Origin of the sequence: Leucobacter albus (assembly GCF_039528015.1) — a bacterium.
Lineage (GTDB): Bacteria > Actinomycetota > Actinomycetes > Actinomycetales > Microbacteriaceae > Leucobacter > Leucobacter albus.
Genome location: NZ_BAAAKZ010000003.1, coordinates 312,262 through 335,484, shown reverse-complemented (window position 1 = coordinate 335,484; position 23,223 = coordinate 312,262). Strand labels below are relative to the sequence as shown.

Annotated in this window: 23 protein-coding genes and 1 tRNA gene; 8 read left to right on the top strand and 16 right to left on the bottom strand. The window is 68.7% G+C overall.

What is annotated here, in order from left to right:
- Positions 1 to 97: 97 nt before the first annotated feature.
- Complete coding sequence (locus ABD115_RS05180; RefSeq protein ID WP_343958894.1) at positions 98 to 1,309, bottom strand: MFS transporter; 1,212 nt, start codon at positions 1,307 to 1,309, stop codon at positions 98 to 100.
- 126 nt (positions 1,310 to 1,435) lie between these two features.
- Between ABD115_RS05180 and ABD115_RS05175 the strand changes: the two genes are divergently transcribed.
- On the top strand, positions 1,436 to 2,044 hold the full coding sequence (locus tag ABD115_RS05175; protein WP_343958892.1) for a TetR/AcrR family transcriptional regulator: 609 nt from the start codon (positions 1,436 to 1,438) through the stop codon (positions 2,042 to 2,044).
- On the opposite strand, the gene ABD115_RS05170 is transcribed toward ABD115_RS05175, so the two are convergent.
- From ABD115_RS05170 to rplS, 7 genes are all read right to left on the bottom strand, one after another.
- The gene (locus ABD115_RS05170; protein WP_343958890.1) at positions 2,028 to 5,063 is read right to left on the bottom strand and encodes an aminotransferase; all 3,036 of its coding nucleotides are present in this window, start codon (positions 5,061 to 5,063) and stop codon (positions 2,028 to 2,030) included. The two genes, ABD115_RS05175 and ABD115_RS05170, sit on opposite strands and share 17 nt — an antisense overlap.
- A 199-nt stretch (positions 5,064 to 5,262) precedes the next feature.
- Positions 5,263 to 5,859 (bottom strand): RdgB/HAM1 family non-canonical purine NTP pyrophosphatase, encoded by a 597-nt coding sequence (gene rdgB / locus ABD115_RS05165; protein ID WP_343958888.1) that lies wholly within the window; start codon positions 5,857 to 5,859, stop codon positions 5,263 to 5,265.
- A 57-nt stretch (positions 5,860 to 5,916) separates the two neighbouring features.
- A complete protein-coding gene (gene rph / locus ABD115_RS05160; protein WP_343958886.1) occupies positions 5,917 to 6,651 on the bottom strand; it encodes a ribonuclease PH in 735 nt (244 codons plus the stop codon).
- Entirely contained in the window at positions 6,648 to 7,487 is an 840-nt protein-coding gene (gene murI / locus ABD115_RS05155) for a glutamate racemase (protein ID WP_343958884.1), read from the bottom strand. The genes rph and murI overlap by 4 nt, the downstream gene beginning before the upstream one ends.
- 51 nt (positions 7,488 to 7,538) lie before the next feature.
- Positions 7,539 to 8,210: a ribonuclease HII gene (locus ABD115_RS05150; protein WP_343959852.1), complete on the bottom strand. Its 672-nt coding sequence runs from the start codon at positions 8,208 to 8,210 to the stop codon at positions 7,539 to 7,541.
- A gap of 25 nt (positions 8,211 to 8,235) precedes the next feature.
- Positions 8,236 to 8,967: a signal peptidase I gene (gene lepB / locus ABD115_RS05145; RefSeq protein ID WP_343958882.1), complete on the bottom strand. Its 732-nt coding sequence runs from the start codon at positions 8,965 to 8,967 to the stop codon at positions 8,236 to 8,238.
- Positions 8,968 to 9,124: 157 nt separating this feature from the next.
- The gene (rplS, locus tag ABD115_RS05140; protein WP_343958880.1) at positions 9,125 to 9,472 is read right to left on the bottom strand and encodes a 50S ribosomal protein L19; all 348 of its coding nucleotides are present in this window, start codon (positions 9,470 to 9,472) and stop codon (positions 9,125 to 9,127) included.
- A gap of 181 nt (positions 9,473 to 9,653) precedes the next feature.
- Here rplS and ABD115_RS05135 point away from each other — a divergent pair, with 181 nt between their 5' ends.
- Both ABD115_RS05135 and ABD115_RS05130 read left to right on the top strand, forming a co-directional pair.
- Positions 9,654 to 11,768, top strand: coding sequence for a RecQ family ATP-dependent DNA helicase (locus ABD115_RS05135; RefSeq protein ID WP_343958878.1), 2,115 nt, complete (start codon positions 9,654 to 9,656; stop codon positions 11,766 to 11,768).
- 37 nt (positions 11,769 to 11,805) lie between these two features.
- Positions 11,806 to 12,066 (top strand): hypothetical protein, encoded by a 261-nt coding sequence (locus tag ABD115_RS05130; protein WP_343958876.1) that lies wholly within the window; start codon positions 11,806 to 11,808, stop codon positions 12,064 to 12,066.
- Between the two features lie 108 nt (positions 12,067 to 12,174).
- On the opposite strand, the gene ABD115_RS05125 is transcribed toward ABD115_RS05130, so the two are convergent.
- From ABD115_RS05125 to ABD115_RS05115, 3 genes are read right to left on the bottom strand one after another with little or no spacing between them, the layout of a single operon-like run.
- Positions 12,175 to 13,221, bottom strand: coding sequence for an Fpg/Nei family DNA glycosylase (locus ABD115_RS05125; RefSeq protein WP_343958874.1), 1,047 nt, complete (start codon positions 13,219 to 13,221; stop codon positions 12,175 to 12,177).
- 2 nt (positions 13,222 to 13,223) lie between these two features.
- Positions 13,224 to 13,715 (bottom strand): ribose-5-phosphate isomerase, encoded by a 492-nt coding sequence (locus ABD115_RS05120; RefSeq protein ID WP_343958872.1) that lies wholly within the window; start codon positions 13,713 to 13,715, stop codon positions 13,224 to 13,226.
- Positions 13,716 to 13,725: 10 nt separating this feature from the next.
- Positions 13,726 to 14,346, bottom strand: coding sequence for a DsbA family protein (locus ABD115_RS05115; RefSeq protein WP_343958870.1), 621 nt, complete (start codon positions 14,344 to 14,346; stop codon positions 13,726 to 13,728).
- 58 nt (positions 14,347 to 14,404) lie between these two features.
- Between ABD115_RS05115 and ABD115_RS05110 the strand changes: the two genes are divergently transcribed.
- Positions 14,405 to 15,085, top strand: a complete 681-nt coding sequence (locus tag ABD115_RS05110) for a DedA family protein (RefSeq protein WP_343959850.1) — start codon at positions 14,405 to 14,407, stop codon at positions 15,083 to 15,085.
- A gap of 79 nt (positions 15,086 to 15,164) precedes the next feature.
- Here the strand turns inward: ABD115_RS05110 and ABD115_RS05105 are convergent, their stop codons facing one another.
- A complete protein-coding gene (locus tag ABD115_RS05105; RefSeq protein WP_343958868.1) occupies positions 15,165 to 16,124 on the bottom strand; it encodes an aldo/keto reductase in 960 nt (319 codons plus the stop codon).
- Positions 16,125 to 16,214: 90 nt separating this feature from the next.
- Between ABD115_RS05105 and pepN the strand changes: the two genes are divergently transcribed.
- Genes pepN through ABD115_RS05090 form a run of 3 tightly spaced genes read left to right on the top strand, consistent with a single transcriptional unit; the run spans position 16,215 to position 20,244 of the window.
- The gene (gene pepN / locus ABD115_RS05100; RefSeq protein ID WP_343958866.1) at positions 16,215 to 18,800 is read left to right on the top strand and encodes an aminopeptidase N; all 2,586 of its coding nucleotides are present in this window, start codon (positions 16,215 to 16,217) and stop codon (positions 18,798 to 18,800) included.
- Complete coding sequence (locus ABD115_RS05095; RefSeq protein WP_343958864.1) at positions 18,800 to 19,726, top strand: mechanosensitive ion channel family protein; 927 nt, start codon at positions 18,800 to 18,802, stop codon at positions 19,724 to 19,726. Before pepN ends, ABD115_RS05095 begins: the two co-directional genes overlap by 1 nt.
- Positions 19,723 to 20,244, top strand: coding sequence for a globin (locus tag ABD115_RS05090; RefSeq protein WP_343958862.1), 522 nt, complete (start codon positions 19,723 to 19,725; stop codon positions 20,242 to 20,244). Before ABD115_RS05095 ends, ABD115_RS05090 begins: the two co-directional genes overlap by 4 nt.
- Positions 20,245 to 20,321: 77 nt before the next feature.
- On the opposite strand, the gene ABD115_RS05085 is transcribed toward ABD115_RS05090, so the two are convergent.
- The 4 genes from ABD115_RS05085 to ABD115_RS05070 are packed head-to-tail and all read right to left on the bottom strand — an operon-like array spanning position 20,322 to position 22,790.
- Complete coding sequence (locus ABD115_RS05085) at positions 20,322 to 21,095, bottom strand: hypothetical protein (protein ID WP_343958860.1); 774 nt, start codon at positions 21,093 to 21,095, stop codon at positions 20,322 to 20,324.
- 11 nt (positions 21,096 to 21,106) lie between these two features.
- The gene (locus ABD115_RS05080; protein WP_343958858.1) at positions 21,107 to 22,216 is read right to left on the bottom strand and encodes a hypothetical protein; all 1,110 of its coding nucleotides are present in this window, start codon (positions 22,214 to 22,216) and stop codon (positions 21,107 to 21,109) included.
- Positions 22,213 to 22,509 (bottom strand): hypothetical protein, encoded by a 297-nt coding sequence (locus ABD115_RS05075; RefSeq protein WP_343958856.1) that lies wholly within the window; start codon positions 22,507 to 22,509, stop codon positions 22,213 to 22,215. Before ABD115_RS05075 ends, ABD115_RS05080 begins: the two co-directional genes overlap by 4 nt.
- Entirely contained in the window at positions 22,506 to 22,790 is a 285-nt protein-coding gene (locus ABD115_RS05070; RefSeq protein ID WP_343958854.1) for an SAV_915 family protein, read from the bottom strand. Before ABD115_RS05070 ends, ABD115_RS05075 begins: the two co-directional genes overlap by 4 nt.
- 219 nt (positions 22,791 to 23,009) lie before the next feature.
- On the opposite strand from ABD115_RS05070, the gene ABD115_RS05065 reads away from it, so the two are divergent.
- Positions 23,010 to 23,085: transfer RNA gene (locus ABD115_RS05065), tRNA-Arg, on the top strand.
- Positions 23,086 to 23,223 lie beyond the last annotated feature (138 nt).

Below are 23,223 nucleotides of genomic sequence, written 5' to 3'. Positions count from 1 at the left end.
GTTGTCGGTGGCGGATCGCGTGCTCGTCGCTGAGCTCACCCCTTCGAGCGAGCCGAACTGCGCACGCCCGCTCCCCGGGCCCAGGCCGAGGCGAGGGTTAGTTTGCTCCCTGGGTGCCGCGGCGGCCCACCCGCACGCACAGGGTGAGGCTCGCAACGGCGACCAGCAGCAGCCCGGCAAGAGCGATGAGCAGCGCAGGGAAGTTCAGCCCGAGGCCGATAGTCAGTGGGCCGATGCTCGCCCCCAGAAATAGGAAGAAGCCATTGAGCGCCATGCCGCTCGCGTGATTCGGTGCGGCGCTCTCGCCGAACAGCGCGATCATCGCCGGGAGCGCGAGCGCAACGCCGGTGACGAACACAAGGCTCGCCAGCGCGACTCCAACAAGCGACCACGACAGCGCTGCTTCGAGCACGAGGCCCAGCGCGGCAACCGCAAAGCCGAAGCGCGCGGCCCCCGGCCGACCAAACCGGCGAACGAGCAGGCCGGTCAACAGAGAGGCGAACATGCCGGGCAGGCCGAGCAGCCGCACCAGCATAATGTGAGAGGCATCGAGCCCGAATGCCGTGAGGTGCGGGCCAAGTGCCGAGTACATGGCCACGAGCGACAGCAGCAGCGTCATGTGGGCCACCGCAAGCAGCAACACCGTCGGCCGGGTTGCCACGACCCTGAGGTTGCGCATGCGCCCGCGTAGGCCCAGCCCGTCTGGCGCCCGCGACGGTTCGCGGCGCAGCGCCCAGACGCCCACTGCCGCGAGCGCGATGAGCGCGGTCGAGACGTAGAACACGCTCTGCCAGCCAAAGTGGAGCGCGAGAAACTCGGGAATGACCTGCCCCGAAATACCCGCGACGAGAAACGCAGTCGCCATCGCCCCGATGGCGGGGGCTCGGCGGGCGGGCGCCATTGACTCGGAGAGGTAGGCCAGCGCGACTGGCGCGAAGCTCGCCGCGAGAAACCCCTGCGCCGCGCGGAGCAGACCGATCGCTGTCATGGAGGTTGCGAACGAGCAGCAGACCGTGACCACGGTGAGTGCGATCAGGCCGATGAGCATAATGCGGCGGCGCCCAAACTGGTCTGCGAGCGGACCCCAGATGAGAAACCCGAGGGCGTAGCAGAGACTAAACGCGGTCGACACAGCGAACGTAGCGTCACCGAGCAGCTGCGCAGAGAGCGGCGCGACGAGCGGAATGGCGGCGTAGAGCTGCATCACGACGACAAGCGCCGAGCAGACGAGCAGCGCCACCGACAGTCGGTTTCCCGGGTACTCCGTTGCGCCGCCGCCCGCGGCCCCAATTCCCTGATCGTTCGACATCGCACCCCTCACCAACGTTAACGTTGGAATTAACCGTAGTACAGTTGGTGACCAAGTACCAACGCGAGCGTTGGAAATGGTTTTGGGGCGGCGCACCAGTGCCGCCACACGTGAAAGGGTGCGTCGATGGCCTGGGATACCGCCGCAACACAACAGAAGATTCTCACGGCCGCCGTGGCGGAGTTCGCTGAGCACGGCCCCGACGGCACGACCGTGGAGCGCATCGCCCGGGCGGCGGGCGTGAACAAGGAGCGGGTGTACAACTACTTTGGCGACAAGCGCGCCCTCTTCGCCGTGGTGCTGCGCGAGGAGCTCGCGAGCGTCGCCCGCGACGTGCCCATCAGCGCGGCCTCCCCCGGCGACATCGGCGAGTATGCTGGCCGCGTCTACGACTATCACCGGGCACACCCGCAGTTCAGCCGGCTGCTGCGCTGGGAGGGGCTCGTCTTTGACGCGATCGTGCCAGACGAGGCACAGCGCAGGGAACACTACCGCGACAAGGTCGAGGCGGTCACCGCTGGCCAGCGTTCCGGCGCGATCAGCTCGGCCCACAGCCCAGATCAGCTGGTGTTTCTGATTTTCGCGATTGCGGGGTGGTGGTCGGCCGTGCCGCAGGTCGCGAGAATGATCTCGGGCCCGGTGAATGAGCAGGAGCACGCGCGGCGCCGCGACACGGTCGTTCGCGCCGCGAGCGAGCTCGCGACCCCTCAGCCGGCGGTTACCACCCCTCGGTGAGCACCCTGTCGAGCTGGGCGAGCACGAAGTCGGCGCTCTCGGCGCTGAGCGTCAACGGCGGCTTTACCTTCAGCACATTCGAGCGCTCCGAGGTCGTGAGCACGACCACGCCAAGCTCCCGCAGGCGCTCGCAGATCGCCGCGGCCTCGGCGCTCGCCGGTTCCATGGTCTGCCGGTCGCGCACGAGCTCGACCCCAACATAGAGCCCCTTGCCGTGGATCGGGCCGATGATCTCATGCCGCTCGGCGAGCTCACGAACCCCGGCCGAGAGCCGCTCCCCAACCTCGGCAACGTTTTGCTGCAACCCCTCGTCGCGCATCGCGTCGAGCACGGCGATGCCGACGCGGCACGACAGCGGGTTGCCGCCTGCCGACGAGAAGAACTGCCCCTGGCTCGCCAGCGCGTCGGCGATCGCCTTCGAGGTGATCACGCCGCCGACAGGAAACCCGTTGCCCATGGGTTTGGCGATCGACACGATGTCTGGCACGACACCTGACTCTTCGAACCCCCAGAACGAGGAGCCGAGGCGACCGAAGCCGACCTGCACCTCGTCGGCGATGCACAAACCGCCCGCCGCGCGCACCCGAGCGTAGACGTCTGCGAGGTACCCTTCGGGCAGCAGCACACCGCCTGCGTTGCCCAGCACAGACTCGCAGACAAATGCTGCGACGTCGCGCCCCTCCGCGCCGAGTCGCACAAGGTCGTCGCCGAAGTCTGCGGCGTAGCGCTGCCCCACCGTGCGGTCGCTCTCCGCGCCGCGGTAGGTGCCGCGGAACCGGTTCGGCACGTCGGCAACGTGCACCCAGTCCGGGCGATTCTCGAGCGCGAACGGGTTATCGAAGGCACTCGTGGTCACCGCATCGCTCGCCATCGTCCAACCGTGGTAGGCCTCGCGAAGCGCGACAATGGTCTTTCGGCCGGTCGCAGCCTGCGCGAGGCGCAGCGCCAGGTCGACTGCCTCTGAGCCGCTATTGACGAGCAGCACGGTGTCGAGGCCGGTGCCGGCTGGGAGCATCGCGAGCAGCCGCTCACTGTACTCGGCGAGTTCGCGGTACAGGAACCGCGAGTTGGTGTTGAGCCTGCGAATCTGGCTGTTCAGCGCGTCTGCGACGCCCGGGTGACCGTGGCCGAGCCCCGCGACGTTATTGACCATATCGACGTAGCTGCGGCCCGTGGTGTCGACGAGGTGGTGTCGCCACCCGCGCTCGATCTGCATCGGGCTGTCGTAGTAGCGTTCCTGCGCGCTCGCGAAGATGCGCTCGCGCCGCGCCAGTTCGTCGCCCGATTCGTCGCGCTGCGACAGCGGCTCGAGGCCGAGTAGCGCGGCAGGGTCGAGCGAAAGCCTGCGCCACGCGGGCACGCGCTCAGGCGCGACGAGCTGGGCGCGACCCGCCGCAGGCGCCGTCACCGCCAAGATCGCGGGCGCGAGCCCCGAGACGGCGTCTGCGCGACAGAGCATCACCGAGAGCGGTCGCGGGTCGTCTGAGCCAGCGAGCTCGCCGATCGTATCGCCCCGGCGCAGCGCTGCGCCCTCGGCCACCGATGGCACGGCACCGTCGATCGAGAGGAACCAGCCGTCGCCGGTGTCGAGCAGGAGCCCGCGCCCGGTCACCGCGACGACCGAGGCGTCGGCCGGGGCCGCGACGGCGAGGGCCGAGCCGGGGGCGACCCAGGCTTCGGTTCCGAGCGGCCAGGTCTCGGCGGCGCCGGCAGCGTCGATCGCGGCGCGCGTGAGCCGAAACACCCCGTACGGCAGCACCGCTGCAGCGGCTCCCGTCACAAAGGCGTCGTCAACGAGGTTGAGTTCAGCGGCGGGGTCGAGCCACTTGCCGGCGTCGAGCTCATCAGATTCGACACCGGGGTCGAGCACGCGCACGTCGCCCGCGAGCTCTGGCAGCAGGGAGCGCAACGGCACGTTCGGGGCCGCTGAGCCGGTTGCTGAGGGCACCGCCGCCACGGCCTGCAGGCCAAACTCGCCATCGGCGCCGGGCGCCCCGATGAAGCCGAGCCGTGCGAGCACCTGCTCGGTCATTTCGGTGAGCGGGTAGTGCGTAGCGGCGTCGAAGATGGCCTGCTCCCCCGCGATCCGCTCGCGCGCGTACTCGTTGTCGCCATCGATCGCGAGCTGCCGCCAACCGCTCGCGACGAGCAGCGCACCGCGCAGCACCACGAGCGGCCAGACCGCGCGCGCCTCGGCGAGCGACAGGGAGGCCGCGCAATGGAACGCGCCAACCGCATCGAGCACCCGCAGCGGGCGGTCGCCCTCGTGGTGCAACAACGACGCGGCCGTGACCGCGAGCTCGGCAACGCGCCACCCGCAAGAGAGGTCGCCGAGGTCGAGCACCGTGTGCGGGTGCAGCCGCGAGTCGTCGCCGCGCCGGCCGACGACGTTGTCGTCGGTGAGATCGCCGTGAATCGCCTGCACCGCGAGGTCGTCTTGCACCGTTGCCAGCGCCCGCTGCGCCTCCGCGGCGGCCTCGAGCACGCGGTCGCGCAGCCGATCGTCGGTGATCGCGGCCGCGAGCTTCACCACCTCTGAGTGTGCGACGCGCATGTCCCACATGTGGGAGCGCTCGAGGCCCGGGTGGCTAAGCTCTGCAAGCGCCGTCACGGACGCGGCGGCCAGGGCTCCAAACTCGCGCACCACCGTGGGCGCGAGGTAGCCACAGTCGACGAGCGGCTCACCCTCGACAAACTCGCTGCGCCTCACGGCGAGCTCGCCCCAGCGCTGCACCAGCTGCCCGTCGACCCCCGGGAGCACGGCTGGCACCGAGAGCCCCGCGGCCCGGTAGGCATCGAGCGCGAGGTGCTGGGCTTCGCGCGCTGCGTCTTCAAAGACCGGGTGGTCGACGCGCAGCACGGTGCGTGAGCCGTCTGCGGCCTCGAGCACGAAGTTGCGATCTTGGTTGCTGCCGAGCTCGCGGGCCACGACGTCGACCCCGTAGTGGTCGCTCGCGATCGCGGTCGCGTCGGCCTCGGTTACGTCGGGCCGCACGAGGCCACCACTGAGTTGCGTCACAGGAAACCACCTTCGAGGTCGCGCGCACGGCGCTCAAACGATTCTCTGCCGAGTGTATCGCCTGCCGGGTGTATCTTCTGCTGGCGCGATGAAATGGCCATGCGCTGGCCGATGCCTGACGGAGCCGGCCGAGCCCGGCGGGCCCGGGAGACCCGGCGGGCCCGGGAGACCCGGCGGGCCTGCCTGCCGGTCCCAGCCGCTACTCGCCGAGCAGCTCGGCGATGGCCGGCGCGAGCTGCGTGAAGGCCCGCGTGCGATGCGACACGAGGTTCTTCTCTTCGGGCCGCATCTCGGCCGCGGAGCGCCGCTCACCCTCTGGCATGAAGATTGGGTCGTAGCCGAAGCCGTTCTCGCCGACCGCCTCGGTAAGCAGCGACCCCTGCCAGACGCCGAGCTCGCATACCTCGTGCCCCTCGGGGGTGACGAGCGCCGCAGCGCAGACGAAGCCGGCCGCGCGGTGCTCCTCAGCGATGTCCGAGAGTTGCTCAAGCAAGAGCTTCACGTTCGCCCTGTCGTCGCGCGCGTGCCCGCCCCAGCGCGCCGAGAAGATGCCGGGGCTCCCACCGAGCACCTCAACTGCGATGCCGGAGTCGTCGGCAAGCGCAGGCAGGCCCGTGTGTGCGGCCGCTGCTCGGGCCTTGAGCAGGGCGTTTGCCTCGAAGCTCAGACCGTCTTCGACCGGCTCGGGCCCGTCGTAGCCGACGAGTTCGATGCCCGGAATGAGCGGCTCGAGCACCGCCCGAAGCTCAACGAGCTTGTTCGCGTTGTGCGAGGCGAGTACGAGTGTGCGTGACATATGGAAAGACTCCCAGTGCGTGTGGCGGCCCGGCTACGTCAGGGCCGCGGGTAACGGTTATGCGGAGAGCGCGGAGCGCTGCAGTTCCGCGAGCTCTGCGGTGCTGACGAGGGCCAGATCGAGCAGTGAGTTCAGCTCCGCCCGGTTGAACGGGGTGCCCTCGGCGGTGCCCTGCACCTCGACGAAGTCGCCCGCTCCGGTGACGACGACGTTCATGTCGGTCTCTGCCCCAGAGTCTTCGACGTAGTTCAGGTCGCTCACCGGCGTTCCCCCGACGATGCCGACAGAGACGGCCGCGACGGTGTCAATGAGCGGCTTCGCGTTGCGGGCGATGTGCCCGTTCGCGCGCGCCCACTCTACGGCGTCTGCGAGCGCGACGTAGGCACCCGTGATCGACGCGGTGCGTGTGCCGCCGTCGGCCTGCAGCACGTCGCAGTCAATGACGACGGTATTCTCGCCGAGCGCCTTCGTGTCGATGATCGCGCGCAGGCTGCGGCCGATGAGCCGCGAGATCTCATGGGTGCGCCCGCCGATCTTGCCGCGCACCGATTCCCGCTGCATGCGCTCGTTTGTCGAGCGCGGCAGCATCGAGTATTCCGCGGTTACCCAGCCGGTTCCCTTGCCCATGAGCCAGCGGGGCACTCCGGGCGTGAACGAGGCGGTGCAGAGCACCTTCGTGTTGCCGAACGAGATAAGCGCGGATCCCTCGGCCTGCGCGCTCCAGCCGCGCTCAATGGTGACCTCGCGCATTGCGCCAGGCGAACGTCCGTCTGCACGGGTGATCTCGGTCATGTTTCCTCCGAATGGTGGGTGTGGATCACGGCCTCGAGCGAGTCGCCGCCGATTCCGAGCATGCGGCGCGCAAGGCGAACGAACTCGCTCGTGTTACCGCCGGTGGTTTCGTAGCGGATCGTGGGAGCTCCCGCCGCGGAGTCGCGGAGCAGGCCGAGCTCGGTGAGCCGTTCAAAAACCAAGTTCGCGGTCTCGATGTCGCTCGAGACGAGTGCAACATCTGGGCCGACGACCTGGCGCAGCGCTCCGCGCAAGAACGGGTAGTGCGTGCACCCCAGCACGAGTGTATCGATCGCCTCGTCGACGAGGGGCCGCAGGTATTCCTCGGCGATGGCGAGCGTCTCGGGGCCGCTCGTTTGCCCCGCCTCAACGAGCTCAACGAAGCGCGGGCACGCTTGAGACACCAGCGTGACGTCTGAACGGGCCGCAAAGTGCTCGACATAGGCGCCAGAGGCGATCGTTGCCGCGGTGCCGATCAGGCCGACGCGACCGTTGCGGGTGATCGACAGCGCGCTGCGCGCCGTCGGCCCGATCACCTCGACAACGGGAACGTCGTAGCGCTCCGAGGCCTCGCGCAGCACCGCCGCCGAGGCAGTGTTGCACGCGATCACGAGCATTTTCACGCCAGAGGCGACCAGACTGTCAAGCATCTCGAGCGCGAGCTCGCGCACCTCGGCAAGCGGCCGCGGGCCGTACGGCGTGTGTGCTGTATCTGCGGCGTAAAGAATCGATTCGCCCGGCAGCTGGTCGCGAATCGCCCGCGCAACAGTGAGCCCCCCAACGCCCGAGTCGAATACTCCGATGGGAGCATCAGCAAGGTTTGCGCGCGTACTCACGGATTCAAGCTTAGCGGCTGGGCGATGACGCTGCGATTCGCGGCGGCCACGTCACTTCACCCAGCTCTTACGGTGCAGCCCGGTGAGCCCGTGCTCGGCGATTCCCGCGTAGTGCGCGGCGGCGCCGTAGCCCTTGTTCGATGCCCACGCAAACACCGGGTGTGCCTCGTGGGCCTCGCGCATCACCGCGTCGCGGGCGACCTTCGCGCCGACGGAGGCCGCGGCGACGCTCGCGCAGGCGCGATCCGCCCCCACTCTGGTGACGATGTTCAGCGGGCTGCGCAACGCCGGCGTCAGCCAGTCGTGCGAGCCGTCGAGCACGATCAGGGCCCGATCCACCGCGACACCCGCGGCGTGCAGGTCGAGCAGCGCGCGCCTCGCGGCCTCGCCGAGCATCGCAGTGATGCCGCGCTCGTCGATCTCCGCCGCCGTCGCAAACCCGACGACACCCTGCCCCCACTCGGCGACGAGCGGCGCGAGTGCCTCGCGCTTCTTCTCGCTGAGCAGTTTCGAATCGCGCAACCCTGCCGGGAACGGCCCGATGTCGGCGCCCACGGCGTGCGCGCCAACGGCGACGGGACCCGCAATCGCACCCCGACCGACCTCGTCGAGGCCGATCACCACGTCGAAGCCGCGCGCGAACCACTCGCGTTCAACGTCGAGCGTCGGGTCTTTGCTCGCGGCGCTGGTAGCGCTGGTCGCGCTAGTCGCGCTCGCTGCCACGGCTGCCCCGCTCCCGACCGCTCGACTACTGGGCACTCGGAGCCTCGGCGGGCCGTTCGGCGGCCTCCTCGACGCCCGTGAAGGTGCTCTCGGGCCGGCCAAGCCACCCGAAGTGGTCGAGCGGCCAGTTCAGCAGAAACGCCCGCCCAACGATCTCTGACTCGGAGACGAACCCCTTGCCCGGCTGGTCTTGGTTGTAGCGAGAATCCTTACTGGCGTAGCGGTTATCGCCGAGCACCCACACCGACCCCTCGGGCACGGTCACGTCGAAATCGATCTCCGAGGCCCGGGTTTTGCCCTCGGGAATCACGATGTATGGCTCGTCGAGCGGCACGCCGTTGACCTCGATGCGCCCGTTCGCGTCGCAGCAGGTGACGCGGTCGCCTCCGACCCCGATCACGCGCTTCACGACGTAGTCGTGCGTCGTGTCGGCTGCGAGCCCGACGGTCTGCAACACCTTTTCAAAAGCGCTCGGCGTCGTCGCCATGGCTTTCGGGTAGAGCCACCCGCCCGGGTCGCGGAACACGACAACATCGCCGCGCTCGACACCGACAACGTTCGGCACGAGCTGGTTCACGAGGATGCGGTCATTCACCTGCAGCGTCTGCTCCATGGAGCTCGACGGAATGTAAAAGCTCCGCACGAGGAAGGTTTTCAGCAGGAAGGAGATGAGAAAGGCTACGACCAAAATTATTACGAGGTCGCGCACGAATCCCAGCAGGCCCCCTCGACGTCGTCGCTCCGCAGTCTCGCTCATACCTGGCTCACATTCCTCGTCACAGTCAGAGCGCGGCTAGCGCACGACAACATCTACAGTACCGACAGCGGGGGCCCTCAGGCTGAAAGCCGCACCAATGATTCAGGCCCCCAGCCGTAAAAACGACGGGAGGCCTGAACCGGAAGAAGCAACGCTATTACGCGAAGCGCTTCTCCTTGATCTTCGCCTTCTTGCCGGTGAGGCCACGGAGGTAGTAGAGCTTCGCACGGCGAACGTCACCGCGCGTCACAACCTCAATCTGCTCAATCGTCGGCGAGTGAACCGGGAACTTACGCTCCACGCCCACCTGGAAGCTGATCTTGCGAACAGTGAAGGTCTCGCGGACACCCTCGCCGTGACGCGAGATCACAACGCCCTGGAACACCTGAACACGCGAGCGGTTACCCTCGACAATGTTTACGTGCACCTTGACGGTGTCGCCTGCGCGGAAATCGGGGATGTCGCTCTTCAGCGACGGGGCATCGACGTGGTCGAGCTTCTGCATGATGTTCTCTCTCTGCGCCCGCCGCAAGTCGGTACGCGGAATAAATGTTCAAAGAATTTGCGTGCGTTCACGGTGTGTGCGAAACCCTTGCGGCAGATTCGCACCGTGGCACAAGGATCTATTATGCCACATCCTCTCGCATTGCCGCACACCTGTCGGTGGCACCTGAGAGGATCGATGCATGGCGAATCTTGAGCACCCCACCCACACCCAGGCACTCGCGGTGCTGCGGCAGCTCACGGGCGCCGCCGACGCCGAGTTTCATGCGGGTCAGTTCGAGGCGATCAGCGCGCTCGTCGACGAGGGGCGGCGGGCGCTGGTCGTGCAGCGCACGGGGTGGGGCAAGTCTGCCGTGTACTTCGTCGCGACGGCGCTCCTGCGGGCCCGCGGGGCCGGGCCGACGCTGCTCGTTTCGCCGCTGCTCGCGCTCATGCGCGATCAGGTTGCGGCAGCCGAACGCGCGGGCGTGCGCGCCGCCGCCATCAACTCGGCAACCGCCGAGGAGTGGGAGGAGATCGAGGGTCGCCTCGCCCGCGACGAAGTCGACGTACTGCTCGTGTCGCCCGAGCGGCTCAACAACCCCCGGTTCCGAGACACACAGCTGCCCGCGATCCTCGCCCGCATGGGCCTCATGGTGATCGACGAGGCGCACTGCATCTCTGACTGGGGCCATGACTTTCGACCCGACTACCGCCGCATCGCCGCGCTGCTCGCCGGGCTCGAGCGCCACGTTCCCGTGCTCGCGACGACCGCGACGGCGAACGCGCGCGTCGTCGCGGATGTCGCCGAGCAGTTAGGTGACGACGTGCTCACGCTGCGCGGCACGCTCGCGCGCGACTCGCTCAGGCTCGGGTGCCTGCGGCTGCCCTCAGCCGACGCACGGCTCGCCTGGCTCGTTGGGCACCTCGGCGGTTTCACCGGCAGCGGCATCGTCTACGCCCTCACCGTGTCTGCTGCCGAGGACACGGCGCTGCTGCTGCGCGACGCTGGCTACGAGGTCGCGGCCTACACGGGCCGCACCGACCCCGAGGAGCGGGCGCGGCTCGAGACCGCGCTCAAGCACAACGAGGTGAAGGCGCTCATCGCGACGAGCGCGCTCGGCATGGGCTTCGACAAACCCGACCTCGGCTTCGTGGTGCACCTCGGGGCCCCCTCCTCCCCCGTCGCGTATTACCAGCAGGTCGGGCGCGCCGGCCGAGGTACCGCGCACGCCGACGTGCTGCTCCTGCCCGGGGCGGAAGACGCCGCGATCTGGCGCTACTTCGCGACGGCCTCGATGCCCGACCCCGAGCGCGCACACGCGGTCATCGAGGCGCTCGGCTCCCCCGATTCGCCGCCGCTGTCGACCCCCGCGCTCGAGGCCCGCGTCGATCTTCGGCGCACGCAGCTCGAGCTACTTCTCAAGGTGCTCGACGTCGACGGCGCGGTGAGCCGGGTCTCAGGCGGCTGGGTCGCGACCGGCGCGGACTGGAGCTACGACGCCGAACGCTACCGGCGCATTGCCGAGGCGCGCGAGGCCGAGCAGGCGGCGATGCTGCGCTACGAGCGCGGTGAGGCGTGCCGCATGGCCGAGCTGCAGCGCGAGCTCGACGACCCGACGGCAGCCGATTGCGGCCGCTGCGACGTCTGCGCCGGCGCCTGGTACCCAACAGAGGTTGCGGGCGACGCCGCGGCGCGGGCGGCGAGCAGGCTGCAGCAGGCCGGGGTGCCCGTCGAACCGCGCGGCCAGTGGCCGACCGGCGCCGATCGGCGCGGCGTCCCCGTGCGCGGGCGCATCGCGCAGGAGGAGCGCGCCGAGCCCGGCCGAGTCGTCGCGAGGCTCACCGACCTGGGCTGGGGTGGCCCGCTGCGCGAGCTCCTCGCAACCGGCGCACCCGACCAGCCGCTCCCCGAATCACTACTCGGCGCGGTGCTCGCGACGCTCAGGGATTGGCCCTGGGAGGAGCGGCCCGTCGGCGTCGTCGCGATGCCCTCCTTCAGCCGGCCGACACTCATCGCGAGCACCGCAGCAGCAATCGCCGAGCGCGGCAAGCTCCCCTTCCTCGGCACCCTCGAATTCGCAGACGATCGCCCGGCGACGGGGCCAGGCGGCAACAGCGCCTTCCGTTTGGCGTCGGTGTGGGGGCGCTGGGCGGTGGGGCCTGAGCTCGCGGGCCTCGTGAGGCAGGCGCCCGGGCCTCTGCTGCTCGTCGATGACATTGTTGACAGCCGCTGGTCGTTCACGGTCGCGGCGCGCGAGCTCCGCCTGGCGGGCGCGCCCGCCGTGCTGCCGTTTGCCCTCGCGTCCGTTGGTTAGTGCCGCGAGCCGCGCCCCCACGCGTTAAGCTGCATCCATGGACACCACAGCTGCGCAAGAGCCCGGCAACGGGGCCCTCCACGAGCTCGGGCTCGACGCGCTACCCGAGACCCCTTCGATCGCGGCCGAGGCCCACCTGCCTGGCCGCACCAAGCTCACCGCCTGGGGGCTCGGGATCGCGGGCGTGCTCGCGTTCGCCACGCTCACGCTCGGGGCGATCGCCGCCGTCGACTGGGCGATCCCGTACCTGCGCTACCTCTACCTCGTGTTGCTCGGCTCGGGCGGCAGCGAGTTCTAGCGCCCGATCGCTTTCACCGGAGCACACGTAAGCCACGAAACACCATGCTTTTGCACTCGATTAACGTGTGCGCTGGTAAATAAGGTGTGCTTCGGTGGTGCTTGCCGGTCAGGTCTGGCAGCCGGGGCACCAGTAGAGCTTGCGATTGCCCATCTCTTCGAGCTTGATGTTCGCGCCGCAGCGCTTGCACGGCGTGCCCTCGAGCTTGTACACCCAGTGCCGCTCGTCGCGGTCGACAAGTGCCTTCTGGTAGGCGGTGCCGACGAGCCCGTCGATGGTGATCATCTGCCCGACCGTGATGCCGATCTCGAGCAGGTGCGCCCAGTCGTCCCAGAGCTCCTCGAGCACCGCGCGGTCGAGCGTGTTCGCGGGGGTGTGTGGGTCGAGCTCGGCCCGGAACAGCATCTCGGCGCGGTAGACGTTACCGATGCCCGCGACGACCGACTGATCCATGAGCACGAGGCCGATCGCGGTCTTCTTCTTGCCGGCGCGCTCGACGAAGCGCTCACGCTCCAACGCGTTGTCAGCGTTCGCCGGGTCGGGCCCCAGGCGCTGAATCACGCGGTTCACCTCGGCCGGCGTGAGCACCTCGCACGCTGTCGGGCCGCGCAGGTCGGCGCAGACGGTCTCGTTGAGGAGCCGCACGCGCACCGCGCCGACGGGCTCGGGCGGAAACGACTCGAGCAGCTCTCCCTCTTTGTCGGCCTCGGCCATGCGCACCCGCGTGCGCCTGGGCGCACCAATCGACGTCACCGAGTCCTCGCCGAGGCTATCGACCGGGGCGTCGCTCGCAGCGAGCGCAGCATCGCGCAGCGCGTCGCTGCCCTTCGTGCCGCTGCCGACGTGCTCGCCGGTCTGGCCGAGCTTCGAGTGGCCGGGAGTCTGGCCGTGAATCTGGATCGACGGGTCGACCTTCACCTCGCCCGAGAAGTCCCAGGCACCATAAATGCCGAGGTGAATCCGAAGCCACAGATCGCCCTCGAACTCGAGAAACATCTGCTTGCCGACGGCGCGCGCGTCGAGCATCTTGCGGCCGTCGAGCTCGGCTGCGCCCTCGACGAAGCGCCCCTGTGGGCTCGACACCTCAGGTGCCGAGCCCACAAAGTTCGCCGCGAACTGCCTCGCGATGCGGTGTACGGAATGACCCTCAGGCATTGTTACAGGCTGTCAACCTGCTTGCCGGCGATCGCGCCGGTCTGCTCGTACTCGCCGAGCTGGGCGATGCGGCGCACGTGGCGCTCGTCACCGGGGAAGGGCGTGTCGATGAACAGGTCGATGAACTTGATCGCGTCGGCGACCTCGTGCTGGCGCGCGCCGATCGAGATGACGTTCGCGTTGTTGTGCTCGCGGGCGAGCGACGCGGTCGACTCGTTCCACACGAGCGCCGCGCGAATGCCCTGCACCTTGTTCGCAGCCATCTGCTCGCCGTTGCCCGAACCGCCGAACACGACCCCGAGCGCCTCGACGCCATCGCGCTCGTCGCGCGCGACTCCGAGCGCTGCGTTGATGCAGAACGACGGGTAGTCGTCGAGCGCGTCGTACTCGGCTGGCCCGTGGTCGATCACCTCGAATCCGCGGTCGCGCAGGTGCTGCTGCAGCTGCTGGCTGAACTCGAGGCCGGCATGGTCGGTGGCGACGTGAATACGCATGGTGTTAAGCCTAGTCAAACTGCGGGCCGACGGTGCGCCCGCGCTTGAGCTCGTAGAACCCAGGCACGCTCGCGGCCGCCGCGATCCCGTCCCACAGGCGCAGCGCCATCTCGCCCGTTGGCGCGGGCGACACGACGGGGCCGAAGAACGCGACGCCGTCGATCGAGATGATCGGCACGCCGACGTCGGGGCCGGCGATGTCGAGCGCGTGGGTCGTGTTTGCGCGGAGCTGGGCGTCGCTCGCATCGGTGTCGGCCGCTGCGGCGAGCGCGGGGTCGAGACCGACGGCGGCGAGCGCCTCGGCGAGGATAGCCTCGACATCCATGCGGTCGCCCGGGTGCACGCGGGTGCCGATTTCTGTGTAGAGCTTTCCGACGACCGCGTCGCCGTCTGATCCCTCTCCGGCGGCGACGCGCGCCGCCTCGACAACGCGCCCGAAGCGGTGGCCGGCCGCGTGGTGCTCGGCGTGCGAGGTGTCGGCGTTGCCCTCGTTGATGATCTTCAGGCTGATGGGTTTCCAGGTGATGGCGAAGCCTCGAGCCTCAGAGACTTCGTGCGCCCAGCGGCTCGTCATCCAGCACCAGGGGCAGATCGGATCGAAATAGAATTCAACTCTCGGCGTGTTTCCCATGTGCTGATTCTAGGCTGTTTGCCGAGAGAGCAAAACGGACGAGGGGATCCACTTGAGTGTGTGGGAATGGGTAACGAACGCGATCGAGACGTTTGCCCTCGCAACGGTCGAATCTCCGTGGGTGCTGCTCGTCGTGCTGGCGCTCTGCATCATCGACGCGATCTTCCCGCCGGTGCCGTCGGAATCGGTGATCATCGCGATCGCGACCGTTGTCGTCGCAGACCACCCGCACACGCTGTGGCTGCTTGGCGCGATCGCGGCCGTCGGCGCGTTCACGGGCGATCAGATGGTGTACTGGATCGGCCGCAAGATCGGTGCACGAAACCCGAAGTGGCTGCGCGGCAAGCGCACGCAGCGCACGCTCGGGTGGGCGAGGCGTGCGATTCGCCGGAGCGGCCCGATCCTCATCATGACGGGTCGCTTCATTCCCGTCGGGCGCACCGCGGTAAATCTCGCGGCAGGCACGACGCGCTACCCGGCGTGGAAGTTTTCGATCGCCGCCGCGTTCGCCGCCGTCTTCTGGGCGGCGTATTCGATTGCGATCGGCGCGGTCTTCGGCAATATTTTCGGCAGCCACCCGCTGCTCGCACTGCTGCTCGGCCTCGTCACCGCGTTCATCATCGGCCTGCTCGTCGAGTTCCTTTCGAAGCGGATCGGCCGGCGCATTCAGACCCGACGCATGGCGGCGTTCCGGGCGTCGATCGCGGCCGACCGAGCTGCTCAGGGCAGCTCAATGTGACAGTTATTGTCGCCTCATCGCGCTCACGGCGACAACGACTGCCATATGGATGCGGGCGCCGGCGGGCGCCGGCGGGCGCCTACGCGGCCGCGGGCACCGGGAAGAGCGCCTCGATCTCGGCGATCTGCTCCGCAGTCGGGCGGAACGCCTCCCCCGCCGCCGCATTCTGGCGCACCTGGTCGGGCGTCGTCGCGCCCGCGATCACGCTCGAGATCGGCTCGTGGGTGAGCAGCCAGCCAAAGGTCGCCTCGAGCATCGTCACGCCCCAGCCGTCGCAGAGCGCGCGGTACGCGTCGAGCGCATCCCAGTTCGCGCCCTCGGCGACGTGGGCACGCTGACGCATGATGCGGGAGTCCGCCGGGAAGTGGTCGCGAGTGAACTTGCCGGTGAGCAGCCCGTTCGCGAGCGGGAAGAACGGGAGTAGTCCGAGGCCGAGCTTGCGTGCCGTGGGCGTCACCGACACGTCGCTCTCGCGGTTGATGAGGCTGAGCTCGTTTTGGGCGGTGACGAACGGGGTCACCCCGAGCTCGGCCGCGACGCGGGCGGCCTCTTCCATCTGCTCCGCCGAGAAGTTCGAGTGGCCGATCGCGAGCACCTTGCCCTCGCGTACGAGCTCGTCGAGCGCCGTCAGCGTCTCGGCGATGGGGGTCTCGGTGTCGGGCATGTGCAGCTGGTAGAGATCGATGCGGTCGGTCTGGAGGCGCGTGAGCGAGCCCTCGATGGATGCGCGAATGAACTCGCGGGAGCCGCGGGCCCCCGCGTACGGCGCGCCCGACTCGGGGTAGCCGAACTTCGTTGCGAGCACGATTTCGTCGCGGCGCCCGGCGAGGGCGCGACCCATCATCTCCTCGCTCTTGCCGAAGGAGTAGCCGTAGAGGTCGGCGGTGTCGAACAGCGTGATTCCCGCGTCGATCGCGGCGTGGATCACCGCGTCGGTGCCCTCCTGGCCCTCGGTTTGTGAGCCTGGGCGCCCGAAATTGTTACAGCCGAGGCCGGTGGCAGAGACGACGATTGACGATGTACCGAGTGCGCGAGTCATGCCCCCACCATATTTCGTCAGCGGGCTCATTGGCTACGGGATTAGGCTTAAGCCATTCACTGATAGTTCTTACTTTGCACAAGGAGTACCGTGCCAGGAACAAACCTCACCCGCTCAGAAGCCCAGGAGCGGGCAAGCATCGTCACGAGCCACAGCTACGAGGTCGCCCTCGATCTCACCACTGGCCCCGAGACCTTCGCAGCCGACACCACCGTGCGCTTCGGCGCGACCGTCGGTGCGGCAACCTTCATCGACGTCATCGCCGACTCGGTCGAATCGATCGAGCTCAACGGCGAGTCGCTGAACCCCGCCGAGCTGTTCGCCGATTCGCGCATCCAGATTCCCGGCCTCGCGGCCGAGAACACACTGCGCATTCGCTCGACCATGCGCTACATGAACACCGGCGAGGGCCTGCACCGCTTCGAGGACCCGGCAGACGGCGAGGTCTACCTGTACTCGCAGTTCGAGGTGCCGGACTCCCGCCGCATGTTCCCCGTGTTCGAGCAGCCTGACCTCAAGGCGACGTTCCAGTTCACCATCACCGCGCCGGCGCGCTGGAAGGTCGTCTCGAACCAGCCGACGCCCGAGCCGACCCCGGCCGGCACGAAGGCGCAGGCGCAGGGCGCCGACTGGGCTGAGCAGGACATCGCGACCTGGGCGTTCGGTAAGACCCCGGTGATGTCGAGCTACATCACCGCGCTCATCGCAGGCCCCTACCGCGAGGTGCGAGGCGAGCTCACGAGCACCGACGGCCGCGTGATCCCGCTCGGCGTGTTCTGCCGCGAGTCGCTCGCGCCGTACCTCGACGCCGACTACATCTTCGACAAGACCCGCGAGGGCTTCAAGTTCTTCGAGACCGAGTTCGACTACCCGTACCCGTTCGACAAGTACGACCAGCTCTTCGTTCCCGAGTACAACATGGGCGCGATGGAGAACATCGGCGCGGTGACCTTCACCGAGGCGTACGTCTTCCGCAGCCAGGTCACCGACGCGATGCGCGAGCGCCGCGTCGTCACCATCCTGCACGAGCTCGCTCACATGTGGTTCGGTGACCTCGTCACGATGCGCTGGTGGAACGACCTGTGGCTCAACGAGTCGTTCGCCGAGTACATGTCGGTGCTCGCCACCGCCGAGGCGACCGAGTGGACCGGCAGCTGGACGACGTTCGTCGGCAGCGAGAAGTCGTGGGCGTACCGCCAAGATCAGCTCCCCTCGACCCACCCGATCGTCGCCGAGATCAACGATCTCGAAGACGTGCTCGTGAACTTCGACGGCATCACCTACGCGAAGGGCGCCTCGGTGCTCAAGCAGCTCGTCGCCTGGGTCGGCCGCGAGCCGTTCATGCAGGGCGTGCACGACTACTTCGTGAAGCACAACCACTCGAACACCGAGCTGCCCGACCTCATGGTCGAGCTCGAGGCCCGCAGCGGCCGCGACCTGAGCGACTGGACGAAGAAGTGGCTCGAGACCGCGGGCGTGAACACGCTCACCCCCGAGTTCACGGTCGACGAAGACGGCACCTTCGCCTCGTTCTCGGTCGCGCAGACCGCCGCGGCCGACTACCCGACGATCCGCCCGCACCGCATCGCGGTCGGCCTGTACGAGGAGCAGGGCGGAAAGCTCGTTCGCGTGAAGCGCCTGGAGCTCGACGTCGACGGCGCGTCGACCGACGTGCCCGAGCTCGTCGGCACCCAGCAGCCGGCGCTCGTGCTGCTCAACGATGAGGATCTGTCGTACGCGAAGATCCGCTTCGACGAGCGCTCGCTCGAGACGGTGAGCACGAAGCTCGGCGATATCGAGGATTCGCTCGCCCGCTCGCTGGTCTGGGGCTCGCTCTGGGATGCGACCCGCGACGGCGAGTTCCCCGCGAGCCGCTTCGTCGACATCGTGCTCGCGCACGTCGCAGGCGAGACGAACTCGACCGTGCTGCGCACCGTCATCCAGCAGCTCGTACTGTCGGCGTCGAGCTACGTCGCCCCCGAGAAGCGCGAGGCGACGCTCGAAAAGGTTGCAGACGCGCTCTGGCAGCTCGCGCTCGCAGCCGAAGCTGGCTCCGACAACCAGTTCCAGTTCGTGAAGGCGTTCGCGTCGCTCGCCGGCACCGACGCGCAGCTCGACCAGGTGCTCGCGCTGCTCGAGGAGCGCACCCCGCTCACCGGGCTCGACATCGACACCGACCTCGGCTGGGAGCTGCTCATCTCGCTCGCAGCTGGCGGCCGGGCGACGGCCGCCGAGATCGACGCGGCCCTCGCAGACGACCGCACCGCGACCGGCAACCAGTCGGCGGCGCACGCCCGCGCCGCCCTCCCCACCGCGGCCGACAAGGATGCAGCGTGGGCGTCGGTGTGGGACGAGGCCGGCAAGCCCAACGCGATCGTCCGCGCGACGGGCCTCGGCTTCCTGCGCGCGCACGACCGCGAGGTACTCACGCCGTACATCGAGCGATTCTTCGCCGAGCTCATGCCCGTCTGGGAATCGCGTAGCTACGCGATCGCCGAGGAGCTCATCGACGGCTTCTACCCGTCGCCGCTCGCGAACGAAGAACTGCGCCAGGCGACCGCCGCATGGCTCGACGCGAACACCGAGGCGCCCGCGGCGCTTCGCCGCATGATCGTCGAACACCTCGCGGGTGTCGAGCGGGCACTCGCTGCCCAGGCGGCTGACGCGAGCAACTAATGTTCACCACTCAAACGGGCGCGGAGGAGGTCACGGAGGCGGTAGGAAACGCCTTAGTCGACTTCCTCCACGCCTGGGCGACCCCGCTGTGGATCATCGGCATCATCATTGGCGCCGTCATCGCGAACTGGGTGCTGCTTCGCATTCTCAACCGCACGGTCACGCAGATCGTGCGCGGTGTGAAGCGCTCTCAGAACGTCGACACGACGAGCGAGATGCGGGCGGCGCCGTACATTCACGCGCGCGCCGTGCAGCGCACGCGCACGCTCGGCTCGGTCGGGCGGGCGGTCGTGACGTGGACGGTTGCAGTGATCGCGCTGATCCTCATCCTCGGTCGCCTGCAGGTCGATCTCGGCGCGGTGCTCACCTCGGCGGGCATCGTCGCCGCGGGCCTCGCGTTCGGCGCGCAGAACATCGTGAAAGACGTCTTGAACGGCATCTTCATGGTGTTTGAAGATCAGCTCGGCGTCGGCGACGTCGTCACCGTCGACCAGATTACGGGCACCGTCGAGGAGGTCGGCATTCGCGTTACCAAGGTGCGCGCCCTCGACGGCACGCTCTGGTTCATTCGCAACGGCGAGATTCTCACCCTCGGCAACTCCTCGCAGGGCTGGGGGCGCGCCCTCGTCGATTTCACCGTCGATGCGAGGCAGGATCTCGAGCACGTCTCAGATGTCGCCGTGTCGGCCGCGCGCACGCTGCTCTCGTCTGACCAGTTCGCGCGCAAGGTGACCGGCGAGCCCGAGGTGCTCGGGCTCGAGAGCGTGTTCGGTGACCGCGCAACGCTCCGACTCGCTATTCGCACGCGGCCCGAGGCACAATGGGAGGTGCAGCGAGGCATCAGAGCCGAGCTGCGCCGCAAGTTCGCCGAGGAGAACATTCGCCTCGCTGATGAGCTCCCCCGCCAGCCCAAGGGAGAAATATGAGCGACGAGCAGCAATCGGTCGCCGCCGATTCGCAGAGTGGTGGATCCGCGAGTTCAGGATCCGCCCCCGCCGAATCGACCCCGGCCAGCCCGCCGCCCGCGCCGCGGCTCACGCTGCGCAGCGGCGAGGCGGGCGACGCGGTCACCGACACCGTGTGGTCGCAGGTCGGGGGCACCGAGACCTTCGAGCGCATCGCGCGCGCGTTCTACCGCGGCGTGCGCGAAGACGAGGTGCTCGCGCCGATGTACCCCGACGACGATTGGGAGGGCGCGACCTGGCGCATCCAGGCGTTCCTCGAGCAGTACTGGGGCGGGCCGTCGGCCTACCAGCAGGAGCGTGGCCACCCGCGGCTGCGCATGCGACACAACGCGTTCCCCGTCACGCCCGACGCGAAGGAGCGCTGGCTGAAGCACATGCACGCAGCACTCGACGAGGTCGAGCTGCCGCCCATGCACGACGCCGCGTTTCGCGACTACATCGAGCGCGCCGCGCTCGCGCTCGTCAACCGGTTCGAGTAGGCGCGGGCCGTCGCCTCAGCCGGCCGCCTCGGGGCTGACTCGCGGCGCCGACTCAGCCCGCGTCTCGGGGCGCCGGCTCAGGCCGCCGCCGCTTCGACCGCACGAATCGCGCCGATGCCGTCTGCGAGCTCTGCCCGGCTCGCGGGCCTCGCGCGGTAGTGCTCGATCACGGCGGCGATGATCGCCGGGTCAGAACCCGTGTGATTCGCGTCGACGACTATTGACGCCCCGGCTCTCGTGCTGAGCAGCAGCTTCGGGCCGTGCGCGCCGACCGGGGCCGCGCTCGCTAGGTCTTCCCATGCGAGCTCGACACGCTTGCTCCCCCGCACGCCCCTCAGCCCGTCGGGCCCAACGCGCAGCCCGAGCGCCACCCGGAGCGACAGGCACAGCCGCGCAAGCGTAACAAGCGAGAAGACCCACAGCACGTACGGCAGCGCCGCGGCGAGCCGGGAGGAGCTCGGCTGCGTGGGGAGGTCGAGCACCGCGATCAGCACCAGCGCGACGGCGGGCACCAGGAACGCGAGCGGCACCCCAACCATCGCGGCGCGCTGCGACCGGGGAGGCACGAAGCGTAGCTCCCCCGCGGCGGCGACGTGAATCGCGCCGGCCCGCAGCGCGCGCACCCGCGCGGTGAGGCCGAGCACGAGCACGAGCAGGGCAAAACCGAGGCTCGCCATCAGCAGGCGAAAGCCGCTGCGGGTGTCGAGCATTGCGATGACGAAGCCGATCGCGGGCGCGACGTACAGGCCGAGCAGCAGCGGGAGCGGGTTTCTGCCGCCCGGCAGAATCGGGCGCCCGCCCGTCGGAATGCGCGGCGTCAGGCGCGCGACCGGTGTGGGGGTGTGAGTCATTGTGTGTGTTCCTATTTCGCGAGCTGCGGCCCTTGCCAGAGCGAGGTGCCGTCGTAGAGCCAGCCGTCGATTGCTTCGCGGGTATCGATGGGAACCGCCGCCTCCCAGCCCCAGCGCGCGCCGGCGCCGATGAGAATGCCGCCGCCGACAACGCCCGCGATGACCCAGCCGACCGGGCCCCCGAGCGCTGCGATGGTGCCGCCAACCGCGGCCCCGCCGCCGGCGCCCGCGAAGGCCTCAACGAGCACCGACGAGCCCGGCTCGCCGTCGGCAATGTCCCCGGCAGCGCTGACGATCTCAAACACCTTGCCGGCCACTGGAATCAGCTTGCCGACCTTGTTCACGTCGTGAATGTCGTCGAGCAGATCGTTCATCGCCGAGCGGATCGCGCGCGGGTTCGCCTCCTCGGCGGCGGCCAGCACCGCCGGGTTTTTCGACCTGAGGCCGCGCTGAAACTTGTCTGCGTCCTCCTGCATCGCCTGCGCCGTATCGCGCCACGTCGAGAGGCGATCTTTCAGGTGCAGATCTGCCCCGGTGAAGGCGTGCTGCAGCACATCATCATTGTCTTGCGCGAGCCCATCGAAGGCGGCGCCAAGGTCTGCGAACTTCTCGACCTCGGCCACAAGCGGGGTGAGGTTGTCGGCGATCCACACCTCGAGCTCGCCCCACCACGTGCCGACGCGATCCGAGAGGTCGTTGTATGTACGCGAGCGCGACACGAAGCGATCCCACTCGGCGCTGACGCCCGGCTCGGCGCACACCTCGGCGCTCGACGTCGGCCGGGTGACGACCCTGCCATAGACCGTGAGACCCTGCTCGCGACACTGCTCGAGGTAGGAGTCGAAGTCTCGCACCCCGCGCTCCAGCCGCGTGGCGTAGGCGTGGAACACGTCGGCGGCCTTGCCCAGGTGCGGGGCGACGGGGCTCATTCGGTCGCGCACGGTGCCCGCGGCGGTGTGAAAGGCGCTGCCCGCCTCTCCGCCGAGGTAGAGGTTCGAATCGCCCGCGACGTAGGAAAGCTCAAGGTCGACCTCGACGAGGGCATCTTTGGCGGAGTCGAGCCAGTCAGCGAGCGCGTGGATCGCAGCCGGGTCGCCGGCAATCGTCAGGTCAACACTCATCGCGATTCGAGATCCTGTTCCATGTCTCGAAGCTCCGCTGCGATCTGGCTGTCGGTCGCGGCCATATCGTCGACGACGTCGATCGTCACCGCGCTGAGGAGCCGGGCGAGGTCGGCCGAAATCACCGCGGCTTCGGCGCCGGCACCGGCGATAAACGCGATCAGCGAGGTTGCGATACCGCCGTCTGGCGCCGCTGGCATCTTGCCGAGCGCCCGGTCTGCTGCGTCAACGCGCTCGAGCACGGTGCCGAGGCGACGCTCCATGCCGTCGCGGTCGACGTAGATCTCGGTCATCGCAGCCGGCTCGCGGTTCGCTGCGTCTCTGGCACGTCGAGGTCGAACGCGACGACATCAAAAGGCTGCGCCTCGCCGATGCGCGCGAGCTGCTCGATCGGCAGCAGCACCCACGGCTGCGCGTCGCCGCAGCTCCTCACCAGGCGATCGAGGGCCGTGTACGCGAGCAGGCCGTCGCGCCCGTTTGAGAGTCTCCGAACGACGAACGCCTGGTTCTGCTCCTCCTGCGACCCCACAACCGGGAAATACAGCACCGGCGGCACGACAGGGTTGTCACTCATCTTGTCTCCCCAGCATCTCGTCTGCCCCAACACTCTCGATTGAAAAACAGTAACAGGTCGCCGGTTGCCCTGTGGCGAAATGCCGGGTTCTTCGCAGGAGCGGGCGCCCGGGCCCCGGGGCAGCCGGCGTCCTCGGCTCGGGGCAGCCGGCGGCCGGGGCTCGGCGCGGCCGGCGGCCTGGAGCGAGAAGGCGCCCAAACGTAGTAATCTCGATACGTCGCCTCCTTAGCTCAGTGGATAGAGCAACAGCCTTCTAATCTGTCGGTCGCTGGTTCGAGTCCAGCAGGGGGCACCATACTGCGGCCCGGGGTCGGCGCCCTGCGCCGGCCCCGGACGGGCGCTCTGCCCAGGCCCGTTCCCCGCACGCCCACGCCCCGCTCCCCATGCCCCGCTCCCCGCTCTCGCACGCGACACCGCTCCGAACTCGGTGTCA

What these genes read in the sequence shown, in the direction of transcription:
- ABD115_RS05180 (WP_343958894.1), bottom strand. Translation starts at nt 1,309, where the DNA reads ATGTCGAACGATCAGGGAATTGGGGCCGCGGGCGGCGGCGCAACGGAG.
- ABD115_RS05175 (WP_343958892.1), top strand. Translation starts at nt 1,436, where the DNA reads ATGGCCTGGGATACCGCCGCAACACAACAGAAGATTCTCACGGCCGCC.
- rdgB (WP_343958888.1), bottom strand. Translation starts at nt 5,859, where the DNA reads ATGTCACGCACACTCGTACTCGCCTCGCACAACGCGAACAAGCTCGTT.
- rph (WP_343958886.1), bottom strand. Translation starts at nt 6,651, where the DNA reads ATGACCGAGATCACCCGTGCAGACGGACGTTCGCCTGGCGCAATGCGC.
- lepB (WP_343958882.1), bottom strand. Translation starts at nt 8,967, where the DNA reads ATGAGCGAGACTGCGGAGCGACGACGTCGAGGGGGCCTGCTGGGATTC.
- rplS (WP_343958880.1), bottom strand. Translation starts at nt 9,472, where the DNA reads ATGCAGAAGCTCGACCACGTCGATGCCCCGTCGCTGAAGAGCGACATC.
- ABD115_RS05135 (WP_343958878.1), top strand. Translation starts at nt 9,654, where the DNA reads ATGGCGAATCTTGAGCACCCCACCCACACCCAGGCACTCGCGGTGCTG.
- ABD115_RS05130 (WP_343958876.1), top strand. Translation starts at nt 11,806, where the DNA reads ATGGACACCACAGCTGCGCAAGAGCCCGGCAACGGGGCCCTCCACGAG.
- ABD115_RS05125 (WP_343958874.1), bottom strand. Translation starts at nt 13,221, where the DNA reads ATGCCTGAGGGTCATTCCGTACACCGCATCGCGAGGCAGTTCGCGGCG.
- ABD115_RS05120 (WP_343958872.1), bottom strand. Translation starts at nt 13,715, where the DNA reads ATGCGTATTCACGTCGCCACCGACCATGCCGGCCTCGAGTTCAGCCAG.
- ABD115_RS05115 (WP_343958870.1), bottom strand. Translation starts at nt 14,346, where the DNA reads ATGGGAAACACGCCGAGAGTTGAATTCTATTTCGATCCGATCTGCCCC.
- ABD115_RS05105 (WP_343958868.1), bottom strand. Translation starts at nt 16,124, where the DNA reads ATGACTCGCGCACTCGGTACATCGTCAATCGTCGTCTCTGCCACCGGC.
- ABD115_RS05095 (WP_343958864.1), top strand. Translation starts at nt 18,800, where the DNA reads ATGTTCACCACTCAAACGGGCGCGGAGGAGGTCACGGAGGCGGTAGGA.
- ABD115_RS05090 (WP_343958862.1), top strand. Translation starts at nt 19,723, where the DNA reads ATGAGCGACGAGCAGCAATCGGTCGCCGCCGATTCGCAGAGTGGTGGA.
- ABD115_RS05085 (WP_343958860.1), bottom strand. Translation starts at nt 21,095, where the DNA reads ATGACTCACACCCCCACACCGGTCGCGCGCCTGACGCCGCGCATTCCG.
- ABD115_RS05080 (WP_343958858.1), bottom strand. Translation starts at nt 22,216, where the DNA reads ATGAGTGTTGACCTGACGATTGCCGGCGACCCGGCTGCGATCCACGCG.
- ABD115_RS05075 (WP_343958856.1), bottom strand. Translation starts at nt 22,509, where the DNA reads ATGACCGAGATCTACGTCGACCGCGACGGCATGGAGCGTCGCCTCGGC.
- ABD115_RS05070 (WP_343958854.1), bottom strand. Translation starts at nt 22,790, where the DNA reads ATGAGTGACAACCCTGTCGTGCCGCCGGTGCTGTATTTCCCGGTTGTG.